This is a genomic window from Marinomonas alcarazii (assembly GCF_003208215.1).
Taxonomy (GTDB): domain Bacteria; phylum Pseudomonadota; class Gammaproteobacteria; order Pseudomonadales; family Marinomonadaceae; genus Marinomonas; species Marinomonas alcarazii.
In genome coordinates this window covers 164986-188156 of the sequence record NZ_QKLW01000007.1, presented here as the reverse complement: position 1 = coordinate 188156, position 23171 = coordinate 164986, and the positions used below count along the sequence as shown (strand labels likewise).

At 44.4% G+C, this 23171-nt stretch carries 24 protein-coding genes; 13 read left to right on the top strand and 11 right to left on the bottom strand.

The features are described from left to right. Nucleotides 1–807 precede the first annotated feature (807 nt). The 8 genes from DFP75_RS14360 to DFP75_RS14325 all read left to right on the top strand — a co-directional run bounded on the left by DFP75_RS14360 (nucleotide 808) and on the right by DFP75_RS14325 (nucleotide 8622). Nucleotides 808–1488 carry a GDSL-type esterase/lipase family protein gene (locus DFP75_RS14360; protein ID WP_110576740.1) on the top strand — a complete coding sequence of 227 codons (681 nt, stop codon included), beginning with the start codon at nucleotides 808–810 and terminating at the stop codon, nucleotides 1486–1488. A gap of 175 nt (nucleotides 1489–1663) precedes the next feature. Next, the gene (locus DFP75_RS14355; protein ID WP_110576749.1) at nucleotides 1664–2749 is read left to right on the top strand and encodes a TRAP transporter substrate-binding protein; all 1086 of its coding nucleotides are present in this window, start codon (nucleotides 1664–1666) and stop codon (nucleotides 2747–2749) included. Nucleotides 2750–2806: 57 nt separating this feature from the next. Then, entirely contained in the window at nucleotides 2807–3346 is a 540-nt protein-coding gene (locus DFP75_RS14350) for a TRAP transporter small permease subunit (RefSeq protein ID WP_110576739.1), read from the top strand. A 33-nt stretch (nucleotides 3347–3379) separates the two neighbouring features. After that, nucleotides 3380–4669, top strand: a complete 1290-nt coding sequence (locus DFP75_RS14345) for a TRAP transporter large permease (protein WP_110576738.1) — start codon at nucleotides 3380–3382, stop codon at nucleotides 4667–4669. A 119-nt stretch (nucleotides 4670–4788) separates the two neighbouring features. Next, complete coding sequence (locus tag DFP75_RS14340) at nucleotides 4789–6144, top strand: cache domain-containing protein (RefSeq protein WP_110576737.1); 1356 nt, start codon at nucleotides 4789–4791, stop codon at nucleotides 6142–6144. 23 nt (nucleotides 6145–6167) lie between these two features. Continuing rightward, entirely contained in the window at nucleotides 6168–6803 is a 636-nt protein-coding gene (locus DFP75_RS14335; protein ID WP_110576736.1) for a response regulator transcription factor, read from the top strand. Between the two features lie 142 nt (nucleotides 6804–6945). After that, complete coding sequence (locus tag DFP75_RS14330; protein ID WP_110576735.1) at nucleotides 6946–7752, top strand: endo alpha-1,4 polygalactosaminidase; 807 nt, start codon at nucleotides 6946–6948, stop codon at nucleotides 7750–7752. 33 nt (nucleotides 7753–7785) lie between these two features. Then, nucleotides 7786–8622 (top strand): AraC family transcriptional regulator, encoded by an 837-nt coding sequence (locus DFP75_RS14325; protein ID WP_110576734.1) that lies wholly within the window; start codon nucleotides 7786–7788, stop codon nucleotides 8620–8622. A gap of 7 nt (nucleotides 8623–8629) precedes the next feature. Here the strand turns inward: DFP75_RS14325 and DFP75_RS14320 are convergent, their stop codons facing one another. After that, the gene (locus DFP75_RS14320; RefSeq protein WP_110576733.1) at nucleotides 8630–9220 is read right to left on the bottom strand and encodes a LysE family translocator; all 591 of its coding nucleotides are present in this window, start codon (nucleotides 9218–9220) and stop codon (nucleotides 8630–8632) included. 163 nt (nucleotides 9221–9383) lie between these two features. On the opposite strand from DFP75_RS14320, the gene DFP75_RS14315 reads away from it, so the two are divergent. Continuing rightward, complete coding sequence (locus tag DFP75_RS14315) at nucleotides 9384–9680, top strand: Dabb family protein (RefSeq protein ID WP_110576748.1); 297 nt, start codon at nucleotides 9384–9386, stop codon at nucleotides 9678–9680. An 89-nt stretch (nucleotides 9681–9769) separates the two neighbouring features. Here the strand turns inward: DFP75_RS14315 and DFP75_RS14310 are convergent, their stop codons facing one another. Beyond that, nucleotides 9770–10459, bottom strand: a complete 690-nt coding sequence (locus tag DFP75_RS14310; RefSeq protein ID WP_110576732.1) for a type 1 glutamine amidotransferase domain-containing protein — start codon at nucleotides 10457–10459, stop codon at nucleotides 9770–9772. Nucleotides 10460–10617: 158 nt separating this feature from the next. Between DFP75_RS14310 and DFP75_RS14305 the strand changes: the two genes are divergently transcribed. The 4 genes from DFP75_RS14305 to DFP75_RS14290 all read left to right on the top strand — a co-directional run bounded on the left by DFP75_RS14305 (nucleotide 10618) and on the right by DFP75_RS14290 (nucleotide 14654). After that, a complete protein-coding gene (locus DFP75_RS14305) occupies nucleotides 10618–11514 on the top strand; it encodes a LysR family transcriptional regulator (protein ID WP_110576731.1) in 897 nt (298 codons plus the stop codon). Nucleotides 11515–11725: 211 nt separating this feature from the next. Next, nucleotides 11726–13588 (top strand): methyl-accepting chemotaxis protein, encoded by a 1863-nt coding sequence (locus tag DFP75_RS18455; RefSeq protein ID WP_110576730.1) that lies wholly within the window; start codon nucleotides 11726–11728, stop codon nucleotides 13586–13588. 109 nt (nucleotides 13589–13697) lie between these two features. Further along, nucleotides 13698–14045, top strand: a complete 348-nt coding sequence (locus tag DFP75_RS14295) for a hypothetical protein (protein ID WP_110576729.1) — start codon at nucleotides 13698–13700, stop codon at nucleotides 14043–14045. 30 nt (nucleotides 14046–14075) lie between these two features. Continuing rightward, a complete protein-coding gene (locus DFP75_RS14290) occupies nucleotides 14076–14654 on the top strand; it encodes a cysteine hydrolase family protein (protein WP_110576728.1) in 579 nt (192 codons plus the stop codon). Between the two features lie 8 nt (nucleotides 14655–14662). Here DFP75_RS14290 and fecE read toward each other — a convergent pair whose 3' ends face one another. The 9 genes from fecE to DFP75_RS14245 form a co-directional block, all read right to left on the bottom strand. Beyond that, a complete protein-coding gene (fecE, locus tag DFP75_RS14285) occupies nucleotides 14663–15430 on the bottom strand; it encodes a Fe(3+) dicitrate ABC transporter ATP-binding protein FecE (protein ID WP_110576727.1) in 768 nt (255 codons plus the stop codon). Between the two features lie 3 nt (nucleotides 15431–15433). Then, on the bottom strand, nucleotides 15434–16390 hold the full coding sequence (gene fecD / locus DFP75_RS14280) for a Fe(3+) dicitrate ABC transporter permease subunit FecD (RefSeq protein WP_110576726.1): 957 nt from the start codon (nucleotides 16388–16390) through the stop codon (nucleotides 15434–15436). Beyond that, nucleotides 16390–17391, bottom strand: a complete 1002-nt coding sequence (locus DFP75_RS14275) for an iron chelate uptake ABC transporter family permease subunit (protein WP_110576725.1) — start codon at nucleotides 17389–17391, stop codon at nucleotides 16390–16392. Before DFP75_RS14275 ends, fecD begins: the two co-directional genes overlap by 1 nt. After that, nucleotides 17388–18281, bottom strand: coding sequence for a Fe(3+) dicitrate ABC transporter substrate-binding protein (locus tag DFP75_RS14270; protein WP_110576724.1), 894 nt, complete (start codon nucleotides 18279–18281; stop codon nucleotides 17388–17390). Before DFP75_RS14270 ends, DFP75_RS14275 begins: the two co-directional genes overlap by 4 nt. Before the next feature lie 111 nt (nucleotides 18282–18392). Further along, complete coding sequence (gntR, locus tag DFP75_RS14265; protein WP_110576723.1) at nucleotides 18393–19418, bottom strand: gluconate operon transcriptional repressor GntR; 1026 nt, start codon at nucleotides 19416–19418, stop codon at nucleotides 18393–18395. Between the two features lie 174 nt (nucleotides 19419–19592). Further along, nucleotides 19593–20084 carry a gluconokinase gene (locus DFP75_RS14260; RefSeq protein WP_110576722.1) on the bottom strand — a complete coding sequence of 164 codons (492 nt, stop codon included), beginning with the start codon at nucleotides 20082–20084 and terminating at the stop codon, nucleotides 19593–19595. Between the two features lie 83 nt (nucleotides 20085–20167). Further along, entirely contained in the window at nucleotides 20168–21484 is a 1317-nt protein-coding gene (locus DFP75_RS14255) for a TRAP transporter large permease (RefSeq protein ID WP_110576721.1), read from the bottom strand. Continuing rightward, complete coding sequence (locus DFP75_RS14250; protein ID WP_175404964.1) at nucleotides 21477–22034, bottom strand: TRAP transporter small permease subunit; 558 nt, start codon at nucleotides 22032–22034, stop codon at nucleotides 21477–21479. The genes DFP75_RS14255 and DFP75_RS14250 overlap by 8 nt, the downstream gene beginning before the upstream one ends. An 85-nt stretch (nucleotides 22035–22119) precedes the next feature. Then, complete coding sequence (locus tag DFP75_RS14245; RefSeq protein ID WP_110576719.1) at nucleotides 22120–23136, bottom strand: TRAP transporter substrate-binding protein; 1017 nt, start codon at nucleotides 23134–23136, stop codon at nucleotides 22120–22122. Nucleotides 23137–23171: the final 35 nt, after the last annotated feature.

Sequence of the window (23171 nt, the reverse complement as noted above, 5' to 3'; positions counted from 1 at the left end):
TGAAGCACCGCTTCAGATCATTGTGGTCGTCGCATGGCACTCCAAAGCCAGGTTTTTTCGTTACGGGGAATCAACAAGCTAAGCTGTAATGGCTTACTCCTGCAGCAATGGTTTGCTCTTGCTGCAACCGTGGCTTGCCCTTTTGTGCCCCGCTTGCGCCTGTCTCATTCTTCGACGCGTCTGCGCGAGTTATCAAAAGAAGACGCCTTATGTTGCCTATCTGAATTCATGATACGTAGCAGTGGCTTGCTCTTTTGTGTCCCGCTTGCGCCTGTCTCATCCTTCGACGCGTCTGCGCGGGTCATCAAAAGAGAACGCCTTATATCGTTTATCTGAGCGCGTCATCAAAAGAGAACGCTTTATATCGTCTATCTGATTTGCCCGAGCTATGAGCTACGCAGCAATGGCTTACCCTCTCGTACTCAGTTTGCGGTTGTCTCATCCTTTGATGTGCTAGCGCGACATTAAAGGAGTGCGCCTTATGTCGTCTATCTGATCTCATGACACGTAGTAATGGCTTACCCTCTGTATCCAGTTTGCGCCTGTCTCATCCTTCGACTCGTAAGCGCGGGTCATCAAAAGAGAACGCCTTATATCGTTTATCTGAATAAATCCTCCTCACATTACTCTGACGTGTGTTGTGATCTGTGATGCTTTGTTAATGTTGAGTGACAACATGTATTCAATGTAGTCTGGGGATAAGGCATTATTTTATTCACAAATAGTTCGGTTAGATGTAGAGGAATCTATAAAGATTCACTTCGATCAGTTAGTCTTTGTAATTCCATTTAACAAGTAATCTTTTTTATGTCATCAAGCTCGGTTAACTCACATACTCCTTTGTCGATCCGTTCAATTGAGCAGGACACGGTTTGGTGGCTGCCTAGACACGAGGAAAAACTTGCATTAAAAGAAACAATGGGACAAGTGGATTTAGTGTTCCTGGGGGATTCCATTACTCAAGCATGGGAAAAAGAAGGTGCTGAAGTGTGGGATGTCTTTTATGGCCCAAGGCGTGCGTTAAATCTTGGTTTTAATGGTGACAAAACAGAGAATGTTTTGTGGCGTTTGGCTCATGGTGAAGTAGATAATATCCAGCCTAAGTTATTGGTTTTACTGATTGGAACAAATAACTCAGGACATCGCTTGGACAAGCCAGAAGATACAGCTTTAGGTATTAAACAGATTTTGTCTTTATTAATGGAGAAGTTGCCACAGACTAAAATTTTGCTCTTAGCTATTTTTCCTCGTAGCGCCAAGCCAACACAAAAATTACGTGTGTTGAACGACAAGGTAAATCAAATTATTAGTACGTATGCTGATAATGAAAAAATATTCTTTGCGGACATTAATCGGGTATTTCTAGACAGCGATGGTCTATTAACAAGTGATGTTATGAATGATTTTTTGCATCCGAATGCCAGCCAGTATCAAATTTTTGCCGAGACAATAGAGCCTTATATTATAGAGTTAATGGCAGATCACTGACGTTTTTGATAGATCACTTTGCGGCTTGTTTCTACGTAGAAATACTTAGTCGTATACGTAGTTTCCGATGCTGCACTCGGTATTCGTACGAATTGTTTGCACTTTCTATACACGCCATTATTCATTCTGCTCGATCTTAAATCATAAAAATAAGACTCACAGGATGATAAAAACAATGAAATCCTTAAAACTCACAACTCTTGTTGCTGCAACCGCGGTGGCTCTATGTGCTTTTTCTCTACCTGCTATTGCGGCGGAAAAAGTCTATAAATTGAAGATGGCTGAAACATGGGCGTCTAATTTTCCTATCTTTGGTGATGCGCCACGAAATATGGCCCGTATTGCCGATGAAATGTCCAACGGACGTTTAAAAATCACTATCGACTCTGCCAATAAACACAAAGCGCCTTTAGGTGTGTTTGATATGGTGCGTTCTGGTCAGTACGACATGGGGCACTCTGCGTCTTACTACTGGAAAGGCAAGGTGCCAAATACTCTGTACTTTACCACTATGCCATTTGGCATGATTACGCCTGAGCAATACGGCTGGTTTTATTACGGCGGTGGTATGGAGTTGATGCAGAAAGTGTATCAACCGTTTGGCTTATTGTCGTTCCCAGGTGGTAATACTGGTAACCAAATGGGTGGCTGGTTCCAGAAAGAAATCAATTCACTTGAAGACCTACAGGGTCTGAAAATGCGTATTCCAGGGTTTGCAGGTGAAGTTCTAGCAAAATTGGGCGCTAAGCCAACCAATATCGCTTCTGGTGAACTTTATACTGCTCTTGAGCGCAGAACGATTGATGCACTTGAGTGGGTAGGGCCATCTCTAGATTTGCGTATGGGCTTCCATAAAATTGCGCCTTATTACTACACTGGTTGGCATGAGCCAGCGACAGAGCTGCAGTTCCTTGTGAATGAACGCACATGGAAAAAACTTCCAGATGACCTTCGCGAAATTCTTCGCACTTCTATGAAGCTAGCGTCTTACGACATGTACATTCAGTCTTATCATGAGAGTGCTGAAAACTGGGCGACCATGAAGACAGAATATCCGAATGTTCAGGTCAAAACGTTCCCTAAAGATGTGTTGTTAGCGATGAAAAAAGCGAACCAAGAGCTTCTTGATGAGAAAGCAGCTGAAGATCCTTTGGCAAAAGAGATCTTGGACTCTCAAGCTAACTACCTGAAAAAAGTACGCGTCTGGACCAATATTTCTGACCGAGCTTACTTAGACAGTGTTGATAGTCTAGCGGAATAAAACCTCCAAGCATAACGAGTAAGCATTACTCGTTATGCTTTTTTCTAGGAGTTTGTCATGTTGTTAATCACCCTAGAACGAGGCATCACTCGTTTTTCTAATTTCCTTGGTGTGCTTTCGACGGTGTTGTTCATCGTCTTACTGTTTAACGTTTTCTACGATGTGTTGATGCGCTATGCCTTCAATGATGTGTCGATTGCGATGCAGGAGTTGGAGTGGCACTTATACGCTGCGATCTTTTTGTTAGGTATTCCTTATGGCATTCAGCACGGTGGCCATGTTCGTGTGGATTTGATCTATGAGAATTTGTCTATTCGAGGCAAAGCTTGGGTAGATCTGTTTGGCTGTGTGTTTTTCTTAATTCCTTTTACTTTATTAGTGGGATATTACGGTGTCGGCTTTGCTCATGAAGCGTATGCTTTGGGCGAAACCAGTGGTGACCCAGGTGGCCTGCCTTACCGTTGGATTATTAAAGCGGTTATTCCTTTTGCTTTTTTCTCTATGACGATCAGTGGGTTAGGAATGCTTATTCGTTGCATTAATGTGCTGCGAGGCGTTAGCGAAGAAGGCTTCTCGCATCCACCCATTCAACATTGATCTTTGTCTCCCTTTTAAGCTTGTAGGTTATTTATGATTGGAATAATCATGTTTTTCGTTGCCCTAGTGATGCTTTTACTGGGGTTCCCTGTTGCCTTTACCTTTGGTGGCATTGCTTTGATCTTTGGCGTATTTGCCGAAGGTTTTGATATGTTTGCTTTCATGCCGTTCCGCATTCAAAGCTACATGGAAAATACGGTGATGATGGCTGTGCCATTGTTTGTATTCATGGGCATTGTGTTACAAAAAACGAGGCTAGCAGAGCAGTTATTAGAGGCCATGGGCAAACTGTTTGGTGGTGTTCGTGGCGGTTTAGCGATTTCGACTATTTTAGTGGGGGCGCTCTTAGCCGCATCGACTGGCGTGGTTGGCGCGAGTGTCGTGGCCATGGGTCTAATCTCTTTGCCAGTTATGCTGAAGTATAACTACAGTAAGTCTTTAGCTTGTGGCACGATTTGCGCGTCTGGTACCTTGGGTCAAATTATTCCACCATCGATAATTTTGATCATCTTAGGGGATGTTTTAGGCATTCCTGTAGGCGATCTTTTCCAAGCGGCTTTGTTCCCTGGCATGATTCTCATCGCTTGTTATATTGTTTACATCTTGATTCTTACTTTCTTAAAACCTGAGCTTGCTCCAGCAATGCCACAGGATTTGGATGATGAAACTCGCGCACAGCAAATTCGCAGTGCACTAAAAGCGATTATTCCGCCGTTGGCATTAGTGTTGATCGTACTGGGTTCTATTTTTACTGGTATTGCGACACCGACTGAATCTTCAGCGTTAGGTGGTGTAGGTGCAATTATATTGGCACTTATTTACCGTCAATTTAGCTGGAAAATGTTGTATGACAGTGGCTTGGAAACGGTGAAAGTAACTGCCATGGTGTTTGCTATTCTGATGGGGGCTACGGCTTTCTCTATGGCGTTCAGTTATACCGGCGGTGATTATATTGTTGAAGAAGTGCTATTGAATCTTCCAGGTGAAAAATGGGGCTTCATTATCCTAGCCATGATTGCCATTTTGATCTTGGGCTTCTTTATCGACTTCGTTGAAATTGCCTTTATTATCGTGCCAATTTTAGCGCCTGTTGCCGAAGCGTTGGGAATCAATATGGTGTGGTTCGCAATCTTGATTGCAATGAATCTACAGACATCTTTCTTAACGCCACCCTTTGGTTTTAGTCTATTCTATTTAAAAGGTGTTGCTCCTAGTTCGATTAAAACAACGGATATTTATAAAGGCGTCATGCCATTTATATTGATTCAGGTCTTGGTTCTGGTCAGTATTATGATTTTTCCAGAGCTATATGGCATGGATTGATTTAAAACGGGATAAAATATAGAGCAAGGAAGCGGGTCTTTACCCGCTTTTTTGTTGATAGTGTTTTCTGCATATCACTGAATATTGAAAGCCTAAAATAATAAAAAAGGTCTTTTTCCGTGGGATTAAAAAGTAAAGTTATTCTTCTTGCTGTCGCGCCACTGATTGTGGCGACCGCTATTATTACTTATCTGGGCTTTCAGTCTGCCCGTGATTTAGCCTCACAAGAATTATCTATTTATGAATTTAACTTGGTTAATGCCAAGAAACAGGCGTTAAAAAACCACGTTAATATTGCCATGTCTGCGATTCGCCCCATATTGGAAAATACCGAATTAGACGATGCGGAAGCGCAGGATCGGGTGAAGAAGATTTTAGCGGGATTAAGTTATGAGGATGATGGGTATTTTTTCGCTTATGAAATGTCTGGGGTGAATTTAGTTCATCCAACGCAGCCAGATTTTGTCGGTAAAAACTTATGGGATTTTCAGGACCGTTCAGGAAACTTCCTCATTCAAGGTTTAATCCGTGCCGCTCAAGCAGGTGGAGGTTATCACAGATATATTTGGGAGAAGCCGCCACTGATGAAGCAAGAAGATAAGTTGGGTTATGTGCTTGCCATCGACAGATGGGATTGGATGATGGGGACAGGGTTGTATCTAGATGACGTCTACGCTGAATTAGCGAAAACCAAAGCAACGATGAATGAGAATATACAGCGCAGCTTTTTTACCGTCATTGAAGTGGTTGTGGTGACTGTGGTTCTGGTTATCTTGTTAGGTTTGGCGATTAATCTCCATGAACATAAATTGGCGGACTCAAGGCTAAAGGAACTGGCGCAACGTTTTATGCGCTTGCAAGTGAGTGAAAGACGGGGCTTTTCTCGTGAGCTTCATGATGGCATTAATCAATTATTGGTGAGTTGTAAGTTTCGGATTGAATTAGCGGAAAACAAGCTAGATCGCGGATACGAACAAGAGGTGATTCATCAGGAGTTAGAAAAAGCCGAAGATTTAATTAATCAAACCATCAATGAAGTACGGCAGATTTCTCATAATTTAAGACCTACTTTATTAGACGATTTAGGTTTAGACACAGCTTTACAAGCCTTGATCGACCAGTTTATGGAGCGAACAGGCATCCAGGTGGTGTATCGTTTTGACGTGGCAGCTAAGTTACCTGATGAGATCGAAATTACAATTTATCGCCTTACTCAAGAGTCGTTAACAAATATTGAAAAGCACGCTCACGCGAGCAATATCTCGCTACAAGTCTTGCAGTCATATAGACATGTAGTGTTTGAGTGTTTGGATGACGGCAAAGGCATCTCGAAAAAATCAGGCCTGTCTTCAGGTATTGGTTTGATCAATATGCGTGAGCGAATCGAATTGATTGGTGGTGATTTTATATTGGAGTCGCAACGTGATAAAGGCACGACGGTGCGAGCGCTATTGCCCCTTGAACAACGTCTTTAACCAGTAAGTGAAGAGTTAAAACAATGACCAAAAAAATTCGTGTTCTCTTAGTGGATGATCACATGCTGGTATTGGATGGCCTGCAAGCGCGCTTGGAGCTGGAAGGTAATATCGACATTATTGCCACCGCATCCAACGGCTTGGACGCCTTAGAACGAGCCAAAGAAACTCTGCCTGACTTGGTTCTCATGGATGTATCAATGCCGATATTAAACGGATTAGAGGCGACTAAGCGTTTCAAGGCGGAGCAGCCTGATGTCAAAATCCTGATGCTCAGTATGCATAATGACAAGGAATATATTTTGTCCCTTATTCAGTCTGGCGCGAATGGTTATGTATTGAAAGATGTATCGTCAGAAGAGTTGGTACAAGCGATTAATACAGTATGCCAAAGCGGTACGTATTTTAGTTCTGGTGCGTCAGACTCTTTATTTTCGCCTACGTCTCCTTCTCCAAAAGAAAATGAAGATTTAACCAAGCGTGAAACCGCAGTATTAAAAGCGCTAGCGGCAGGTTTATCTAATAAAGAAATTGCTCACTCTTTAGATATCAGTGTTAGAACCGTTGAAACCCATCGTCAAAATGTAAAAAACAAGTTGGACATTCATACCTCGGCAGGTTTAATAAAATACGCTTTAGCTAAGCAGTTGATTGATTAGGTGTTTTAAACTATCGATTGAGGGAGAATGATTTTTTAGATTGTAAGCTTTTATTGGCATAACAGAGTAGAGTGATAGATTACGGCAGGACCTGTCGTGGGCTTTTTAGCCTTTCTAGCCTTTTGAGCATATGGAGTTCACTATGCGCGCGCTACTTTTTCCAGTCTCTGCTTTTTGCCTTTTTCTTTCGGCTGTCGTTCCTTCTGTTTATGCGGCGGATAATTGGTATCGTCCACCGGTTTCCGTGACCTGGCAATGGCAGCTCGACGGCGTCGTTAACGAAGGTTATGACGTGGATTTATATGACATTGATTTATTTGATTCCTCTGTTGAACTGATTCAGCGTCTGCAAGCATCCGGCAAAAAAGTTATTTGTTATTTCTCCGCAGGTTCTTACGAGGATTGGCGTCCAGACGCGGTCGATTTTGCCACCAAAGATTTAGGCAAAACCCTGAGTGGTTGGGACAACGAGCGTTGGTTAGAGATTCGCTCTAGCGACGTGCGAGAGGTCATGACTCGTCGTCTTGATCTAGCCGTCTCAAAAGGGTGTGACGGTGTTGAGCCAGATAACCTAGACAGCTATCGAACGAATACGGGGTTTTCGTTTCGAGCCAATGATCAGTTAGATTATAATCGCTTTTTAGCGGCAGAGGCGCACAGTCGAGGTTTGGCAATTGGTTTGAAAAACGACCCTGATCAGGCGCGGGCACTGAGCAGCGATTTTGACTTTGCCATTACAGAGCAATGTTTTGAATACTCCGAATGTCGCTCTTACTCCAGCTTTATAAAAGCCGGTAAGCCTGTGTTGAATACGGAATATCGCCGTATTTATGTGGACGATGAATCAGAGCGAAATAGCGTATGTAAGCAATCTAAACGCTTACAATTTAGCACCTTGGTGCTACCGAAAGCGCTAGATGACACGTTCCGTTTCAGCTGCTTACCGTAAAGTATGACCTAAACAGCTTGATAGGACGACAAGATGACACCTTCTACCCATCCGATTTTCTGGCGCGATCCGAGCTTGCCTTATGTGGAGCTTCGCCAAGTGTTGGACGGAAGAAATGTTACCTACGCACCACATTCTCATCAAGAATGGTCCATTGGTGCTATTCTGCAAGGTCAAAGTGAATTTCTCTGTGCGGATCGTTTACACGCGGTTGAGCGGGGGGCTTTAGTGATAATGAACCCTGATGTGGTTCATGCCTGTAATCCTCGTCAAGATTCTCCTTGGGCTTACTACATGATGCATCTAGACAAAGACTGGCTAGCGTCTTTATTGTTTGCTCATGGCATTAGAGAAGCGCAAACTTGGCAAGATACTTTGAGTGATACTTTATTGTCAGCTCAGACGTATCAGGCGTTTGTGGAAGTATGTGAATCTCTAATGACTGCAAACCTTTCGCCTTTAGATAAAAATCAAAGGCTGGAAGCGATGCTGGTAGACTTGTTCACTGAGTTGGATGCGAATAGCATCCCATCTTCCACTGCTTTGCCTGCAAATAACTTATATCAAGTGGCGGATTATTTGAATCAATACTGTTTGCACGATACTTCGATCGAGCAAATTAGTGCTGAATTTGGTTTCAGTACGGGTTATTTAGTTCGTGCGTTTAAGCGTCATTTTAATATGACGCCACACGCTTATCGTTTAAATCGTCGCATTCAATTGGGTCAGCAAGCGTTGAAGCAGGGTCAAGCGATTGCGGACGTCGCTCAGACGATTGGCTTTAGCGATCAAGCACATTTTCAGCGCGTGTTTAAACAGCGCGTCGCGGCAACGCCAGATCAGTATCGGCGTTCGATTTCTGCTTTGTGAAGGTTGGTTAGACAAGGATCAACACACAACTGCCTGCCAGTAATGTCGCCAAGGTTTTGTTCATCAAGCGCATCTTGGCTGGGCTTTGAAAATATTGCCCGAGTATTTTTCCTATCCACACCCAAACGCCTAAAGATAGCCAACAGATTGGCAAATACAGGCTGGCAAAGATCATCACTTCCGTCACTTCGGCATTGGGAATATAGGCCGCAATACCAGACAACGAAGCCAGCCACGCTTTTGGATTAAGCCATTGCATAATGGCACCTGTCATAAAGGTTGGTGCGTGCTTGTGTTTGTCCGAGTTCAGCTCGCCATTGTCAGTGAATATCTGATAACTCAAGTACAGTAGAAAAGCGATGCCTAACCATTGCAACACTTGGGTGATCCAGCTTAATTGATCAATTAAATAATGCAGCCCAAAGCCAATCAGCAAAAACAGCACAATAAAGCCGAGTGTCGCTCCCGTTACAAAAATAAGCCCTGTTTTAATGCCATAGCGGGCGCTGCCACTCAGCGAGACAAGGTTCACCGGCCCTGGTGACAAAGACGCCGCCAAGGCAAATAAAGACATAGAAGTAATTAAGGAGAGAGTCATCAGGAGTTCCTATAAAGTAATCGAAAGATGCTCAATATCGTTTCTTAGGAGTTCTAAGTATTGAACAAAATTGACCTTTTAAGGATTGTTGATGATTCGCGTGTTTTTAGTGGTAAGAGCGGAGTATGATTTTGCTCAATCATTTATTCAAACAGGAGTCTTTATGATTCGACATGTATTGTTTATTCAGTATAAAGAGCAAGCCTCAGCTACTGATATTGCAACGTCTTTAGCTAATTTCGATGCGATTAAAGACAAAATCGATGGCATTGAATCGGTGGAATGGGGGCTAAATAACAGTCCTGAAGGGCGCAATAAAGAGTATACTCATTGTGTGTTTATGACCTTTGTGGATGAAGCCGCACGAGATGCTTATATTCCTCACCCAGAACACGAAGTATTAAAAGCGCAACTAGGGCCGATTTTAGAAGACATTATCGTGTTTGATTACGCCATATAGTCACTTTTTAATATCGCGCAACCAGAACGAGAAAACCCACCTCAAGTTTCCTTGAGGCGGGTTTTTTTAGTGCTTATGATGATAGGCGCTTATTTAGCCAGTTGAGCCAATAGTTTTTCAGCAACCAATTCAGAACTTGCAGGGTTTTGACCTGTGATCATCAAGCCATCTTGCACTGCGAAAGGTGTCCAGTCCGCCGTGTTTTTGTAATCTGCACCGCGTTTTTTCATTTCATCTTCTAGCAAGAAAGGCACAATTTCGGTTAATTGAACCGCCGCTTCTTCGCTGTTGGTGAAACCTGTCACGGTTTTACCCTTGATGAAGTACTCTCCATCAGCGTCTTTAATATTCAAGAAAGCGCTTGGTGCGTGACAAACAGAAGAGATTGGCTTATTCGCTGCGATGAAGCTCTCGATCAAGGCAATTGACTCTTCATTTTCAGTCAAATCCCAAAGTGGGCCGTGGCCGCCTGGATAGAAGATAGCGTCGAAATCGTCTTGTTTCATATCACTCAACTTTACAGTGTTAGCAATCACGTCTTGCGCAGCTTGGTCATCGTAGAAACGTTTTGTCGCATCCGTTTGCGCGTCTGGCGCGGTACTATTTGGATCGATTGGTGCTTGGCCGCCTTTTGGTGTGGCGACTGTTACTTCAGCGCCAGCATCAATAAATGCGTAATAAGGTGCTGCGAACTCTTCTACCCAAAAGCCTGTTTTATGGCCTGTGTCGCCCAAATCAGAGTGGGAAGTAAGTACGACTAGAATTTTTTTATTGCTCATAAGTGACTCCTGAGTTTTTCAATGAGTTGATTTGTTAACTTGTGATTAGTGTATCTAATTTATCTAATAAACATAATGAGTAGGTTTTTGACTTCATTGGTTTAATAATTGATACAATTGCTGTCCTATCCATTATCTATAGAAAAAGAGTCGTCACGATGGAAGTTTCGTTTGAGCAGTTAAAGAGTATGGTGGTGTTTGCCCAAGTAGTGGAGCAAGGCAGTTTAACTGCGGCCGCCAAATTCATGGGGATTTCCCGCGGCGTGGTGAGTTATCACCTAAAGAAATTAGAAGAACAGCTGGGTGTAAAACTGCTTAATCGTACTACTCGATCTTTGTCATTGACCGAAACCGGTGACGCTTATTATCAGCGTTGCCGAGCCATTGCTTTTCAGGCCCATGAAGCCAATCAGCAAATAGAAAAAGCCAAACAAGAGCCCGTTGGTAAGTTAAAAATTACCTGCCCAGTGAATTTAGGCTTGCAAGTTATTGTTCCTGCACTGAACGAATTTCGACAACTTTATCCGTTAATCGAATTGAATGTTTCCCTAAGTGATGAAGTGGTTAATATCATCAAAGATGGCATTGATCTGGCTATTCGAGGTGCGCCCTTATTAGATTCTGGGTTGCAAGCCAGCAAGCTGAAGACCTTTGAAACGTGTTTATGTGGCTCGCCAGAGTATTTTAGACGTCGCGGTAAGCCTACCAAGCCAGAAGAGTTATACGATCATGATTGGGTGGTCTATACGCCAGCGGCCAATACAGTGCATTTAAGTCAGGGTTCCAAATCCTTTAGTTTGTCTGTACAAGGTGCGGTGAGCACCAATAATGCCGCAGCAAGAACCATCTTTTTAGAAGGGGGAAATGGTATTGGCCGAATTCCCATGTACGACGCGCAGCCACGTATCGCTAATGGGCGTTTAGAGCGAATTTTGCCGGATTATCACTGTACAGGAATTGATGTTTACGCGGTTTTTCCTCCAGGGACTGCAGAGTCTAAAAAGTTGCGTTTGCTGCTGGATTTTCTGAAAACATCTTTCACTCGATTTTTATGAATGGACGTTTTTCTGTAACAAACCTCAGCTAGCTTTGTTACTTACTGTGACGTTTATTATGGAATTGTGTGCTTTGCAGCTATTACGGATCTAATGAATTACTATGCAGATAGATGGATTTAGTTTTAGAGACCTGTGTGATCTGTATCGTGCACAAGGGTTCTTCTCTGTAAGTAAGGGAGTGTTTTACATTGAATAATAGGAGCCTCCTGTGCTTATTAAACATAAGTTAATTTTAAATACCGTGCTATTGGTTGTTGCCTTAGTTGCCATGTTAGGGCTTTTTTACAACACCCAGAACAATCTAGAAAAGCTAAATTACGCTAAGAATCTTGTCGTACACCAACAAGTCAATATGCTGACATTGCGTCGTAATGAGAAAGATTTTCTCGCTCGCCTCGACCTTTCCTATGAAACAAAATTCAACCAGACAATGTCTTCGCTTTTCGCGGATCAAACATTACTTGAAAACGTGATGAATGAGTTTGCCATTGATACTGGTATTTTGTTGGAACTCACCGACTATTTCAAAGAATATCAGGCTGATTTTGCCTCGGTGGTATCTGCTTCGACAGCATTAGGGTTAACGCCAGAGACTGGGTTGCAGGGCGAACTACGTGGCGCTGTGCATAATATTGAGAGTGAATTGTCTGCTCTGAATCAGGATGCTTTGTTGGTGACCATGTTACAGCTTCGTCGACATGAAAAAGATTTTATGCTGCGTCATAATCCTAAATACATTGCCTCTTTTAACAAAACACTAGATCAGTTAGCGAGCAATCTACGCAGTGGTTCATTACCGGCAGATAAAGTTGAATTGTTGGTGTCTCTTTCTGAACAGTACCGAACAGGTTTTAATCAATATGCAGAAGGCAGAAAAGCTTTAGGCTTGAACAGTAAAGAAGGACTATTATTGGCGATGCGGGAATCGATTCATCAAACGGAAACCGCACTCGATTCACTTGAAGCTCAATTAACCTCTGTTATTCAGGAAAAAACATCTTTTGCCATGATGATGACAACCATTCTTTGTGGCGTGATCATTATTGCGGGAGTGTTTGTGGGGTGGATTATTAACCGCACGATTAACTCAGCATTGAACACCATTCAATCAACCATGCGAGACATTCAAACAACTCACAATATAAGTTTGCGCGTTGATTTACCCGCGAAAGATGAAATTGGCTTTGTTGCTGCCAGTATCAACGATATGTTGGCCGATTTTAGCCGAGTGATTGCTAACGCAAACCTCACCGTACAAGAAATGAATACGACAACCGTTCAGTTGTCACAAAATGCGGCAAGAACATCAGACGATGCTCAGAAGCAGCGCTCAGAAACGGACATGGTTGCGGTATCTGTTACTGAAATGGTCGGTACCGTGGAAGATATTTCACGCAGTATGGAAATGGCTGCCACGAAGGCTCGATCTACACAAGAAAGCGCGCGAAAAGGTCAATCTCAAGTGAATTCGGCCATTAATCGTATTCGCCAGCTTTCAGATAGTCTTGAAGGCTCGGTCGAAACCGTCAGCGAATTAGCCAAAGAAAGCGAAAGTATTGGCACTGTGTTAAGCGTTATTCAAGGTATTGCCGAGCAGACTAACTTGCTGGCGCTTAATGCTGCGATTGAAGCCGCGAGAGCCGGTGAGCAAGGACGAGGTTTTGCCGTTGTTGCCGATGAGGTTCGTGCCTTGGCAAGCCGTACTCATACTGCGACGGAGGAGATTTCAGACATTATTGTTACTTTACAAGAGCGAACCAAAGGTATCGTGACGCTGATGGAAAATTGCCGTCAGGATGGGGTATTAAGTCGTGATGAAGCCGCGACGACAGGTGTTGTGCTTGAGCAAATTATTCTCGATGTGGAAGAAATCTCCGGTATGGCAGAGTCTGTATCCACGGCTATTGAACAACAAACGATAGCAGCGAATGAGATCAGTAAAAACGTCGATACCATCCGTGAAATCACGGAAGACACTTCAGAATCGGTAGCCTTGAATTCCCAAGCAAGTAAAGCTATTGCTGATCAAGCGGAATCATTGAATCGAAGTATTTCTATTTTTAGAGTTTAAGTCTTCTGCTAGGTGGAGAGTCTGAGATTTACTCAGGTTTCATCTGGCTATTAGGTGACTGATGCCGCTATGATAGAACAGACTATTGGTCGCTATTTTAGAGGTTCTCATGTTATATCGAGTGTTGTTCTGCCTATTTTTGAGCAGTTTTGCGTCTTTTACTATGGCGGAAAAGAGTGTGTCGGAAGACCCCAAAGAGCTTGCCCAGAAAGTATTTGAACTTGAGCGAAGTGTTGCTATTCTGCAATTATCTACCGCCTCTTTGGGCGATTATCAATCCTTATCGACTAAAATAACCAATGTGAAATCATTGGAATACAGGGTTAATTTCTTAGGCAATTTGACCTTTTTGTTGCTTATGACGCTGGTGGTGCTTTTCGTTAAGTTGCATTATCAAAATAAGCGATTGTCTGAATTAGAAAATCACACAGATAACAAAAGCGATAAAGCAGGTTAGAAACACGGGACAGTCTTAGAGGAAAGAGCGATGGAAAAGTCAGCCGTATTGATGATCATTGATATGCAGCAAGGTATGTCTTGGCCACAAGCTGGCGAACGAAATAACCCTAATGCGGAGCACGAGATCGCGGAGTTGCTGGCACATTGGCGCTCTATCCACGCACCAATAGTCCATGTGCGTCATTTATCGACAGAGCCCGAATCTCTGTTTTGGCCAGACCAAGATGGTGCTCTCTTTCAGGACGCCTTTCAACCTTTAGCGGATGAGAAAGTCATTGAAAAGTCCGTTCCTGATGCCTTTATCTATTCGGACTTAGAAGAGTGGCTACGATCAGAAAACTTGCACACCTTGTTGGTTGTAGGAGTGAGCACAAATAACTCTGTTGAGTCGACGGTAAGAAGCGCAGGCAATTTAGGCTTTAAAACCTATGTAGTGGGTAGTGCGTGTTTTGCGTTTGAGAAAGAAGATTTTTTCGGTCAGTCACGCAGCGCAGATGAAGTGCACGCCATGTCATTGGCGAACTTGCACGGTGAATATGCGACTGTGATTACACAAGATGAGGCGTTTGCCCTGTTGCCCAAAGAACACACCTCACTAAGCGATTAGTTTTATCATTACTCCACCACACACATAGGCGTTTGGGCTATTGGGTCTTGGTGAATCTGTGCATCCAATGAAAAGACCTCTTTCAAAAGTTGCTGAGTAAGCACTGAATCTGGCGCACCTTGGGTGATGATTTTGCCTTGTTTCATTACGATTAAATGGTCGCAATAACGTGCCGCTTGGTTGATATCATGGAGTACCGTGATGATGGTTTTGCCTTGTAAATTTAATTTGCGCAACAAATGCATCAGCTCTACTTGGTGGCTCAAATCCATATAAGTAGTTGGTTCATCCAGCAATAAATACGGAGTGTCTTGTGCTAACGTCATGGCAAGCCAAACACGCTGACGTTGACCGCCAGAAAGCTCACTGACCAGCTGCTCTGCAAGCTCGGTAATGCCGGTTTCCTGCATTACTTGAGCGATAATCTCGTGATCTTCTTTATTAATTCGTCCCCAAAATCCCGTGTATGGACTGCGACCATAGGCAACTAAATCTTTTACTTTGATTCCTTCTGGAATCGGTTGGGTTTGTGGCAATAAAGCGAGTTGCTGTGCCAGCTTTTTAGATGCGATGTTGTGAAGATTCTGACCTTGCCAATGAACTTGGCCATCCATTGGAGAAAGAATACGTGCCATGGCCTTTAGCAAAGTGGATTTACCGCAGCCATTTGGGCCAAGTAAGGCGATGATTTTCCCTGCAGGAATGTTTAGGTCGACCTGTTTTACGATGGCTTTATCATGGTAGCCAACAGATAAGTTATGAGTGCTAAGAGACATAAATCATTTCGTCCTAAGGAGTAGCCAAAGAAAATATGGCGCGCCAATAATAGCGGTCATAATACCGGCAGGTAATTCAATTGGTGGATCAATAGTGCGAGCCACAAGATCAGCAAGCAGCAACAAAATTGCGCCTACCAACATGGTGGCAGGCAAAAGGATTTGATGGCGACCGCCAACCAACTTGCGAGTGAGATGAGGCGCAACCAAACCAAGAAAACCAATAGGGCCGCAAATCGCTACACAAGATGCCGTCAGCCCAACAGCAAGGCCCAAGGAAGCTAATCGCAGTTTGTTTGCTTTTATCCCCAGGCTGATCGCGCTGTCATCGCCAAGGTGAATTAGGTTTAAAGGTTTAGCAAGCCAAAGAGCAAAGGGAATCAACAGCAGCCAAGGCAATAACATAGAAAGCTGATTCCAGCCACGTCCCCATAAACTGCCTGTTAGCCACAACAAAGCGTTGTTGATTTCCAGTGGTTTAATCAGCATCAGAAAATCGATGCAGCTGGCGTATAAGGCGGCTAACGCCACACCTGTAATGGCCAGCTTAATGGTGCTGCTGTGTGAACCACATAACCACCACAACATTAACGCTGCCACCAAACTGCCGACTAAGGCGACGGCGGGCAGCCAGCTAATATCGGCATTGGGAAAAAAGGTCATATAAAATACAGCGGCTAATCCAGCGCCATGGCTAACACCAAGTACATCCGGTGACGCCAGAGGATTACGAATCACCCCTTGTACCAAGGCGCCTGCCAGCGCCATCATGGCACCGACTAACATAGCGAGAATGGTACGCGGCAAGCGATATTCATGAATGGTGAAGTGGTGTTCGTTACCGGTTTGTAGGCCATCTAAAATCTGTTTGAAAGGAATGGAAACCGCACCAAACATGAGATTAGCGATCAGCAGTCCTATCATGGCAAGTACTAAAAAAGGCAGCGAGCGCGTGGCCATTATAAGGTTCTCTTACGGACGAGGTAGATGAAAAACGGTGCGCCGATCAAGGCCAAAATAGCGCCAGCCGGGGTTTCTGCAGGGTAGATAATGCCTCGGCTGATGGTATCGGATAAGACAACCAAACAAGCGCCTAATATCATGGCGATCGGCAAGAATTTCCGATGATCTTGACCCGCAAGCATTCGTGCCATGTGCGGTACAAGTAACCCGACAAAGCCAATTGCGCCGACGCTGCTGATGGCGCTCCCGACCAATAATAAGACGAGAAAGCTCCCGCCTAGTTTTACCCACATTAACGACACGCCAAGGTTTCGTGCATTGTCATCGCCAAGCTGTAATAGATTCAGCGTTGGGGCAATTAACATAGCGCCTAATAAGCCAACAAGACACAGAGGCCATAGGGCGTCGAAGGTTTGCCATCTAGCATCGCTTAAACTACCGGCGAGCCAAGTCAGAACGCCAGCGGCTTGGTCTTCAGCAATGATAATGACGGCCTTGGTTAATGCTGCACATAAAGCAGAAATTGCGACACCAGCCAACACCAGTCTGCCGTGTTCATTGCCGCCTCGCCAAGCACTGCCAAGCAACATAACGAAAGCCCATGCAATGCCACCGCCTATCATGGCTGCGATAGAACTGCCAAGTAGACCAAACCAAGGGGCGATTGTGGAAACACTTGCCATTCCAAGTGCTGCACCAGCGTTAATACCTAGCACGGAGGGTGACGCGAGAGGGTTTTGGGTTAGGCCTTGCATGATGACACCAGCCGCCGCGAGGTTGGCGCCCACCATGATGCCCACAAGCATTCTAGGTAGCCTTAAGTCATGAGCAATATGTTGGGCGATACTATCCTGATCCATATTGTATAAGGCCTGCAGAGCGTCGGCTGGCGTGACGGTGATCACGGACCAGCTAAACAAACTGATCCATGAACAGGTCAACAAAAGCAGTAGCAGCAATAGGCACTGTGCACAAAAGGAAAAACGTAACGGGATCATTTTTTCGCGTTGAAGACCTTGATCAGATCTTGCCCCATAGTTTCAGCGGAAATAATGCCGCGACAACGGGACCAGGTATTGGCATTAACCGCATAAATATGGTTATTTTTAGCGGCTTTTAAGATTGACCAAAGTGGCTCACTTTTCCATTTTTCGACGATGCTGGGTGTCACGTAATGACCGACGATAAAGTAATCTGGGTTGACCGTGAGCAGTTGCTCAAGGCTGGTCTGACGGTAAGCATCGTCGTTGCGCCCCGTATTGGCATTTTTTAAGCCTAATGCACGTATCACACCGCCGGCGTAGGAATTTGCGGTATGAAGAAATAATGCATCATCACGGGCAACACCAAATTGTACTTCTTTGCCCTTTGGTAATTGGGCCGCAAGTTCAGCCATCACTTCGTCATGTTTCTTCAGACGCGCTTGCATTTCTTTCTCTTTGCCAATGGCTTTACCAATAATAGCCGTAGCTTGAAGGTTTTCTTCATAGGTGGCTCGGCGGGAAGGCAGAATCAAGGTGGGTGCGATCTTTTGGAGATCTGCATAAACACCTTCATGGCGTGAAATATCGGCAATGATGAGATCTGGTTTTAGCGAAGAAATGGTTTCAAGACTAGGCTGAGAGCGCGTACCAACCGATGTCCAATCGCCAATTTCATCGCGAATTTCTTTCAGTATGCGATTTGAATCTTTGTCATCAGCAATACCGACAGGGCTGACACCAACGGCAGCTAATGCATCGACAAATGAAAACTCCAACACCACGATACGCTTTGGCGTGTAATCGATGCTAAATGTTCCTTTACTGTCTTCTACCGTGACAGCTTGAGCGAGTGAGCATAAACAGAGAGAAAGAGCGGTTAAGGCAAGATAGATCAAGCGTTTCATAAGAATATGTCTTTGTTATTGAAAAGTTTCGATAATAATAACACTTCTCATTTCAGTGTTAAGTGTTTTCTTTCCCATAATGAACTTTTGGCGCTTTTTATCGGCTAATGATTAAACACTCTCGCCCGCTTCAATTTGAAAGGGTAAATCGATAATGGTTTGCGAAACAGGATTGCCCTGTAAACGTGACAAAAGATGTTCGGCAGCAAGGCGTCCCATTTCTTCACGGGGCGTAATGACGGTAGCCAGTCTTGGTATCATGGCGCGGGAGATATCGTGGCCATGAAAGCCGGCGATGCTGATGTCTTGGGGAACCTTGATGCCCGCTTTTTGGCAAGCGTACAGCGCACCAATTGCTAAGTCATCGTTGGTGCAGAATATGCCATCGGTATCGGGTTGTTGCTGCAGGGCGTCGTGTAAAAAAGTGGCCCCTAGGGTGAAAGAAGAGGCGCTATTGGTTTTCAAACACAAAGGGGTTAGGCCATTGTCATGCATGGCGGTTTCGTAACCTTTGATTTTAAACAGAGTTCGCTGATCCATTCGCGCGGCAAAATAGACAATCTTTTGTCGGCCTCGTTTGATCATAAAATCCGTCATTGCATAAGCGGCGGCTTCGTTGTCTATGCCGATGGCTTGCTCGATGGGAGGAGAAACAGAGTCCATGATTTCAATGACAGGAATGCCAGCGACAGCAAGCATCTTTCTAACGCGTTCTGTGTGATAGCTTTCAGAAATGATCAAACCATCAACGTTATAAGACAAGAGTGTGGCGATGCGTGCTTCTTCCGCTTCTTTGCTGTAACCATAGTGAGCTAGCATGGTTTGATAACCAGCAGGCTCTACAATGGATTCGATGCCACGAATGACTTCTGCAAAGACCTGGTTGGTTAAAGAAGGCAGCAAAACACCAATCGCATGGCTTTTTGATTTAGATAAAATATCGGGTGCTCGATTAGGAATATAACCCAGTTCTTCTAATGCGTCGGCGATTTTTGTCTGTAAAGGTACGGAGACTTGATCGGGGTTTCTCAGAAAACGGCTTACTGTCATTTTCGTCACACCGACTAGGTCAGCAACATCTTGTAACGTCGGTCGTTTGTTTTTCATGCTGGGGCTTTTTATATCTGAGCTTTTCATACCAATGACGCATCCATGTTTTGTTACAGGTAACATTATCATAAGCCGTTCATGGCGAGAAAGAAAAAGTCGATGTTTTTTTAGGTAGATACTAACTATTGCAGGTTTTAAATTGGCAGTAAGCGCTTACTTATAATGAAGAGGCGCAATTGTATTATTACGCCTCTTAGATCTTTACTGATTGGCTAAAAGCGTCAGTGCTTCTTTTAATACTTGGTCGGCATCTTGAGAAATGTCGATCACCAGAGCTTCTTCGTCTGTTGGCTCAACCAAGGTGGCAAACTGACTCTCTAGCATTTCACGACCATTAAAATAATGACCGTCTCGCTTTTGATGGCGTTGCCAAATAGTATCGATACTGCCTTTTAGATAGATCATGGCGACATCGTCTAAACCCTTGCGCAGCATGGCGCGATATTCTGGCTTCAACCCTGAACAGGCTATGACCGCCGTTGGATTGTCGATCAAGATAGTGTTTAGAGTCGCCAACCAGTCTTTACGGTCGTCATCAGTAAGCGGTGTGCCCTGACGCATTTTGTCAACGTTTGCTTGGCTATGAAAATCATCGCCATCAAAAAATGGGTAGCCAAGTTCGTCAGCGATGCTTTTACCGATCAAGGATTTACCTGAACCTGATACGCCTAATACTACAATTTTCTTTGTCATCTTCTTAAGTCCTTATCGCCTTGCTGTTTTCAGCAAGGCTGTGTCGTTCAAAAAGCCGTGTTGAACGGCATGGTCTCAATGGGTTATTTCCACCAAAGGGCCAGCTCAGGGAAGAAAATGACCAATGCAAGAACCAAAACTTGTAAGCCAATGAAAGGCATGAGAGAGCTGAATATTTCGCCCAGACTAATGTCTTTTGGTGCCACAGATTTAAGGTAAAACGCCGCAGGACCAAACGGAGGAGATAAGAAAGACACCTGCATGTTCAAACAGAACACCACACCAAACCAGATCGGATCCAAGCCAAGGCCGATGATAATAGGGACGAAAATTGGCATAGTTAGTAGCGCGACACCAACCCAATCCAAGAACATACCTAAGACCAGCAAGATCACCATCATGATCATAATGGTGCCCATCACGCTGCCACCACTTAGGGCAAGAATGGTTTCTTCAACGAAACTGATACCGCCCATGAGGTTGTAAACGCCAACCAATGCTGTGGCACCAATACCGATCCAAATGATCATGCCACAGGTGCTCATGGTGGCTTTGGCACTGTCTATTAGCATAGCGAAATTCAGTTCGCCACGAATCGCCGCACTGATCAGGATACCCACCACACCTAATGCAGAGGCTTCAGTTACAGACGCCACACCAGTATAAATACTACCAAGCACCATCATTACCGTAAGTAACGGGAAGAGTAGGGCTTTGAAATAGTTAACGTCATTGTCCGTTGCCAGCTCTTCGTCGCTTGGCAAGGGTGCGTATTCTGGGTTAAGACGACAAATGATCAGCACATATGCCATGTAAGCGAAGGCAAGAATAAACGCAGGTAAAAACGCCGCTTTAAATAAGTCGCCAATAGACACGCTGGCGGTTAAGCCATAGATAATCAAGACGATACTTGGTGGCAACATGGTGCCCAACGCACCGCCAGCACAGGTAACACCAATGGCCAGTTTGCGGTTGTAACCAAGGCGCAACATTTGCGGCAAGGCCAAGATACCAAGCAACACAGTTTCACCACCGATCACGCCAGACATAGAGGCTAGAACAATAGCAACCAAAAGCGTTTGTACAGCCACGCCACCGCGAAGTTTGCGGCCAAAGACTTTCATGGCATCGAACAGGTCTCGGGCAATCCCCGACCTATCTAGTAGAGCCGCCATGAGAACAAACATGGGGACGGCTAGAAAGACATAGCTGCCAACAAAACTGTACAAACGGCTGGTGATTAAAGGCAACGCGCCCACGCCAAACCAACCAATAGCAAAAACAAGAGCGACTAACGCGGTAACAAAGGCTAATTGCATGCCCGTTAGTAGTAATAAAATCATTGAACCGAGCATGAGAAGGCTGCCGTAGCCTATGCCCATAGCGGATAAATCAAACATCTTTGCGTTTCCTTAAGCCATTTAATTCTTGTATTAAGTGCAAAGAGAACTGCACAAACATGATACAAAGCGTCATGAATATCATGCCTTTTACCAAGGCTGGGAAAGCAGGGTTCCAAGCGGATCCAGAGGTTTCTAAACGGATATCGCCAAAAGGTGTGAACCATGAATCCTGCACCATTTGATAAGCCGCCCAGCTAAGTAGGCCAGAAAACAAAAGCCCCATTAGGTGATGAAAAACATTCAGCCAGCGACGTGTTCGATCAGAAACAATATCGTAGATGAGCACCACTCGAACGTGCTTATTGATGGATAAAGCGTAAATGCCGCCATAGACAAACAAACATCCTCCTAAGAAAGAGGCCGTTTCGTGTACCCAAATGGTTGGGGCGTTAAATACATAGCGCATCAGTACTTCATAAAATGAAATGGCAACCGTAAAAACAAACAGCAAGCTGATGAGATTTCCAAACTTGAAAATCACACGATCTAGACCGTTTCTTGGTTGTTCTGAACTATCGAGAGTGTCTGGATGAATTTCGTCTTTCATGATCATGATCCAATGAAAAGCAGGCGCAGATGCAATAGGAATGCAGTGCGCCTGTTTTGCAGTTTTAAAAGGCTTCTAGGGGAGCTTAAAGAAGGCCATTCGCTTCTAGGTACGTCGTAATAGAGTCGTACACTTTCTGAGCATTGTCTGAACTTTTAGCAAACTCTTCCCACTGTGTACGAGCAATCGCACGGAATTTTTTACGTTCTTCCGCAGACCAATCGTGAATCGTAATGTTCGGATCCGCTTGCGCTGCTTTTACCGCTGCTTGGTCCGCAATACGTAACTGAGTTGTCATGTCTTCCGCAAAGTCACGAACAGAAACCGTTAGGATAGATTGGATATCCGCAGGTAGCTTGTCCCATTTTTTCTTGTTCATTGAAATATCAATCAATGGCAAAGAGTGGAAACCAGGCTGAACTGGGTGTGTTGCAATGTCGTTCATGCCAGCTTTCTGGTTTGTTGAGAAAACAGTGTAGTCGGCTGCGTCGATAACGCCTTTGCTAAGACCGGTGAATACTTCAGAACCCGGTAGGTTAACTGGCGCTGCGCCTGCGGCTGCAAATACGCGTTGAACCAAGCCTTCAGGAGCGCGAAGTTTTAGACCTTTCAGATCGGCAACGCTGTCCAGTGGAACACGAGAAACCAACGATTCAACACCTGTTGTAGAACCACCAATGAACTTCACGCCGTAAGGAGCGTACAGCTCATTCATTAGCTCGTAACCGCCACCGTAATTAACGTATTGCAGAAGTTGTTGAGTATTAGACCAAGCACCTACTGTGTTACCAATTAGGCCGAATGCTGGATCTTTACCAGAGAAAAACTCGGTAGCCGTAATATGGCCATCTAGGATGCCCATTTTGATGCCGTCTAGCGTTTCAGTGTGTTTGAAAATACTGCCAACAGGAAGTAACTCGATATGAACACGGCCGCCCGTCATCGTTTCGACGCGTTTCGTCCATTCTTTTTGAACTTGGAAGTTTTTGTCGCCCGCTGGATCAGAGGATTGGAATTTGAAATTGTAGTCCGCTGCGATTGCAGACGTAGATAGAATGCCAGCCATAGTGGCGGTCATTAGCGTAGTGCTGAATTTACTCATGATATCGCTTCCCGTTGATTATTTTTTTAATAACA

Coding starts and splice junctions, on each gene's coding strand:
- DFP75_RS14360 (WP_110576740.1), top strand. CDS start 808: ATGTCATCAAGCTCGGTTAACTCACATACTCCTTTGTCGATCCGTTCA.
- DFP75_RS14355 (WP_110576749.1), top strand. CDS start 1,664: ATGAAATCCTTAAAACTCACAACTCTTGTTGCTGCAACCGCGGTGGCT.
- DFP75_RS14350 (WP_110576739.1), top strand. CDS start 2,807: ATGTTGTTAATCACCCTAGAACGAGGCATCACTCGTTTTTCTAATTTC.
- DFP75_RS14345 (WP_110576738.1), top strand. CDS start 3,380: ATGATTGGAATAATCATGTTTTTCGTTGCCCTAGTGATGCTTTTACTG.
- DFP75_RS14335 (WP_110576736.1), top strand. CDS start 6,168: ATGACCAAAAAAATTCGTGTTCTCTTAGTGGATGATCACATGCTGGTA.
- DFP75_RS14330 (WP_110576735.1), top strand. CDS start 6,946: ATGCGCGCGCTACTTTTTCCAGTCTCTGCTTTTTGCCTTTTTCTTTCG.
- DFP75_RS14325 (WP_110576734.1), top strand. CDS start 7,786: ATGACACCTTCTACCCATCCGATTTTCTGGCGCGATCCGAGCTTGCCT.
- DFP75_RS14320 (WP_110576733.1), bottom strand. CDS start 9,220: ATGACTCTCTCCTTAATTACTTCTATGTCTTTATTTGCCTTGGCGGCG.
- DFP75_RS14315 (WP_110576748.1), top strand. CDS start 9,384: ATGATTCGACATGTATTGTTTATTCAGTATAAAGAGCAAGCCTCAGCT.
- DFP75_RS14310 (WP_110576732.1), bottom strand. CDS start 10,459: ATGAGCAATAAAAAAATTCTAGTCGTACTTACTTCCCACTCTGATTTG.
- DFP75_RS14305 (WP_110576731.1), top strand. CDS start 10,618: ATGGAAGTTTCGTTTGAGCAGTTAAAGAGTATGGTGGTGTTTGCCCAA.
- DFP75_RS14295 (WP_110576729.1), top strand. CDS start 13,698: ATGTTATATCGAGTGTTGTTCTGCCTATTTTTGAGCAGTTTTGCGTCT.
- DFP75_RS14290 (WP_110576728.1), top strand. CDS start 14,076: ATGGAAAAGTCAGCCGTATTGATGATCATTGATATGCAGCAAGGTATG.
- fecE (WP_110576727.1), bottom strand. CDS start 15,430: ATGTCTCTTAGCACTCATAACTTATCTGTTGGCTACCATGATAAAGCC.
- fecD (WP_110576726.1), bottom strand. CDS start 16,390: ATGGCCACGCGCTCGCTGCCTTTTTTAGTACTTGCCATGATAGGACTG.
- DFP75_RS14275 (WP_110576725.1), bottom strand. CDS start 17,391: ATGATCCCGTTACGTTTTTCCTTTTGTGCACAGTGCCTATTGCTGCTA.
- DFP75_RS14270 (WP_110576724.1), bottom strand. CDS start 18,281: ATGAAACGCTTGATCTATCTTGCCTTAACCGCTCTTTCTCTCTGTTTA.
- gntR (WP_110576723.1), bottom strand. CDS start 19,418: ATGAAAAGCTCAGATATAAAAAGCCCCAGCATGAAAAACAAACGACCG.
- DFP75_RS14260 (WP_110576722.1), bottom strand. CDS start 20,084: ATGACAAAGAAAATTGTAGTATTAGGCGTATCAGGTTCAGGTAAATCC.
- DFP75_RS14255 (WP_110576721.1), bottom strand. CDS start 21,484: ATGTTTGATTTATCCGCTATGGGCATAGGCTACGGCAGCCTTCTCATG.
- DFP75_RS14250 (WP_175404964.1), bottom strand. CDS start 22,034: ATGAAAGACGAAATTCATCCAGACACTCTCGATAGTTCAGAACAACCA.
- DFP75_RS14245 (WP_110576719.1), bottom strand. CDS start 23,136: ATGAGTAAATTCAGCACTACGCTAATGACCGCCACTATGGCTGGCATT.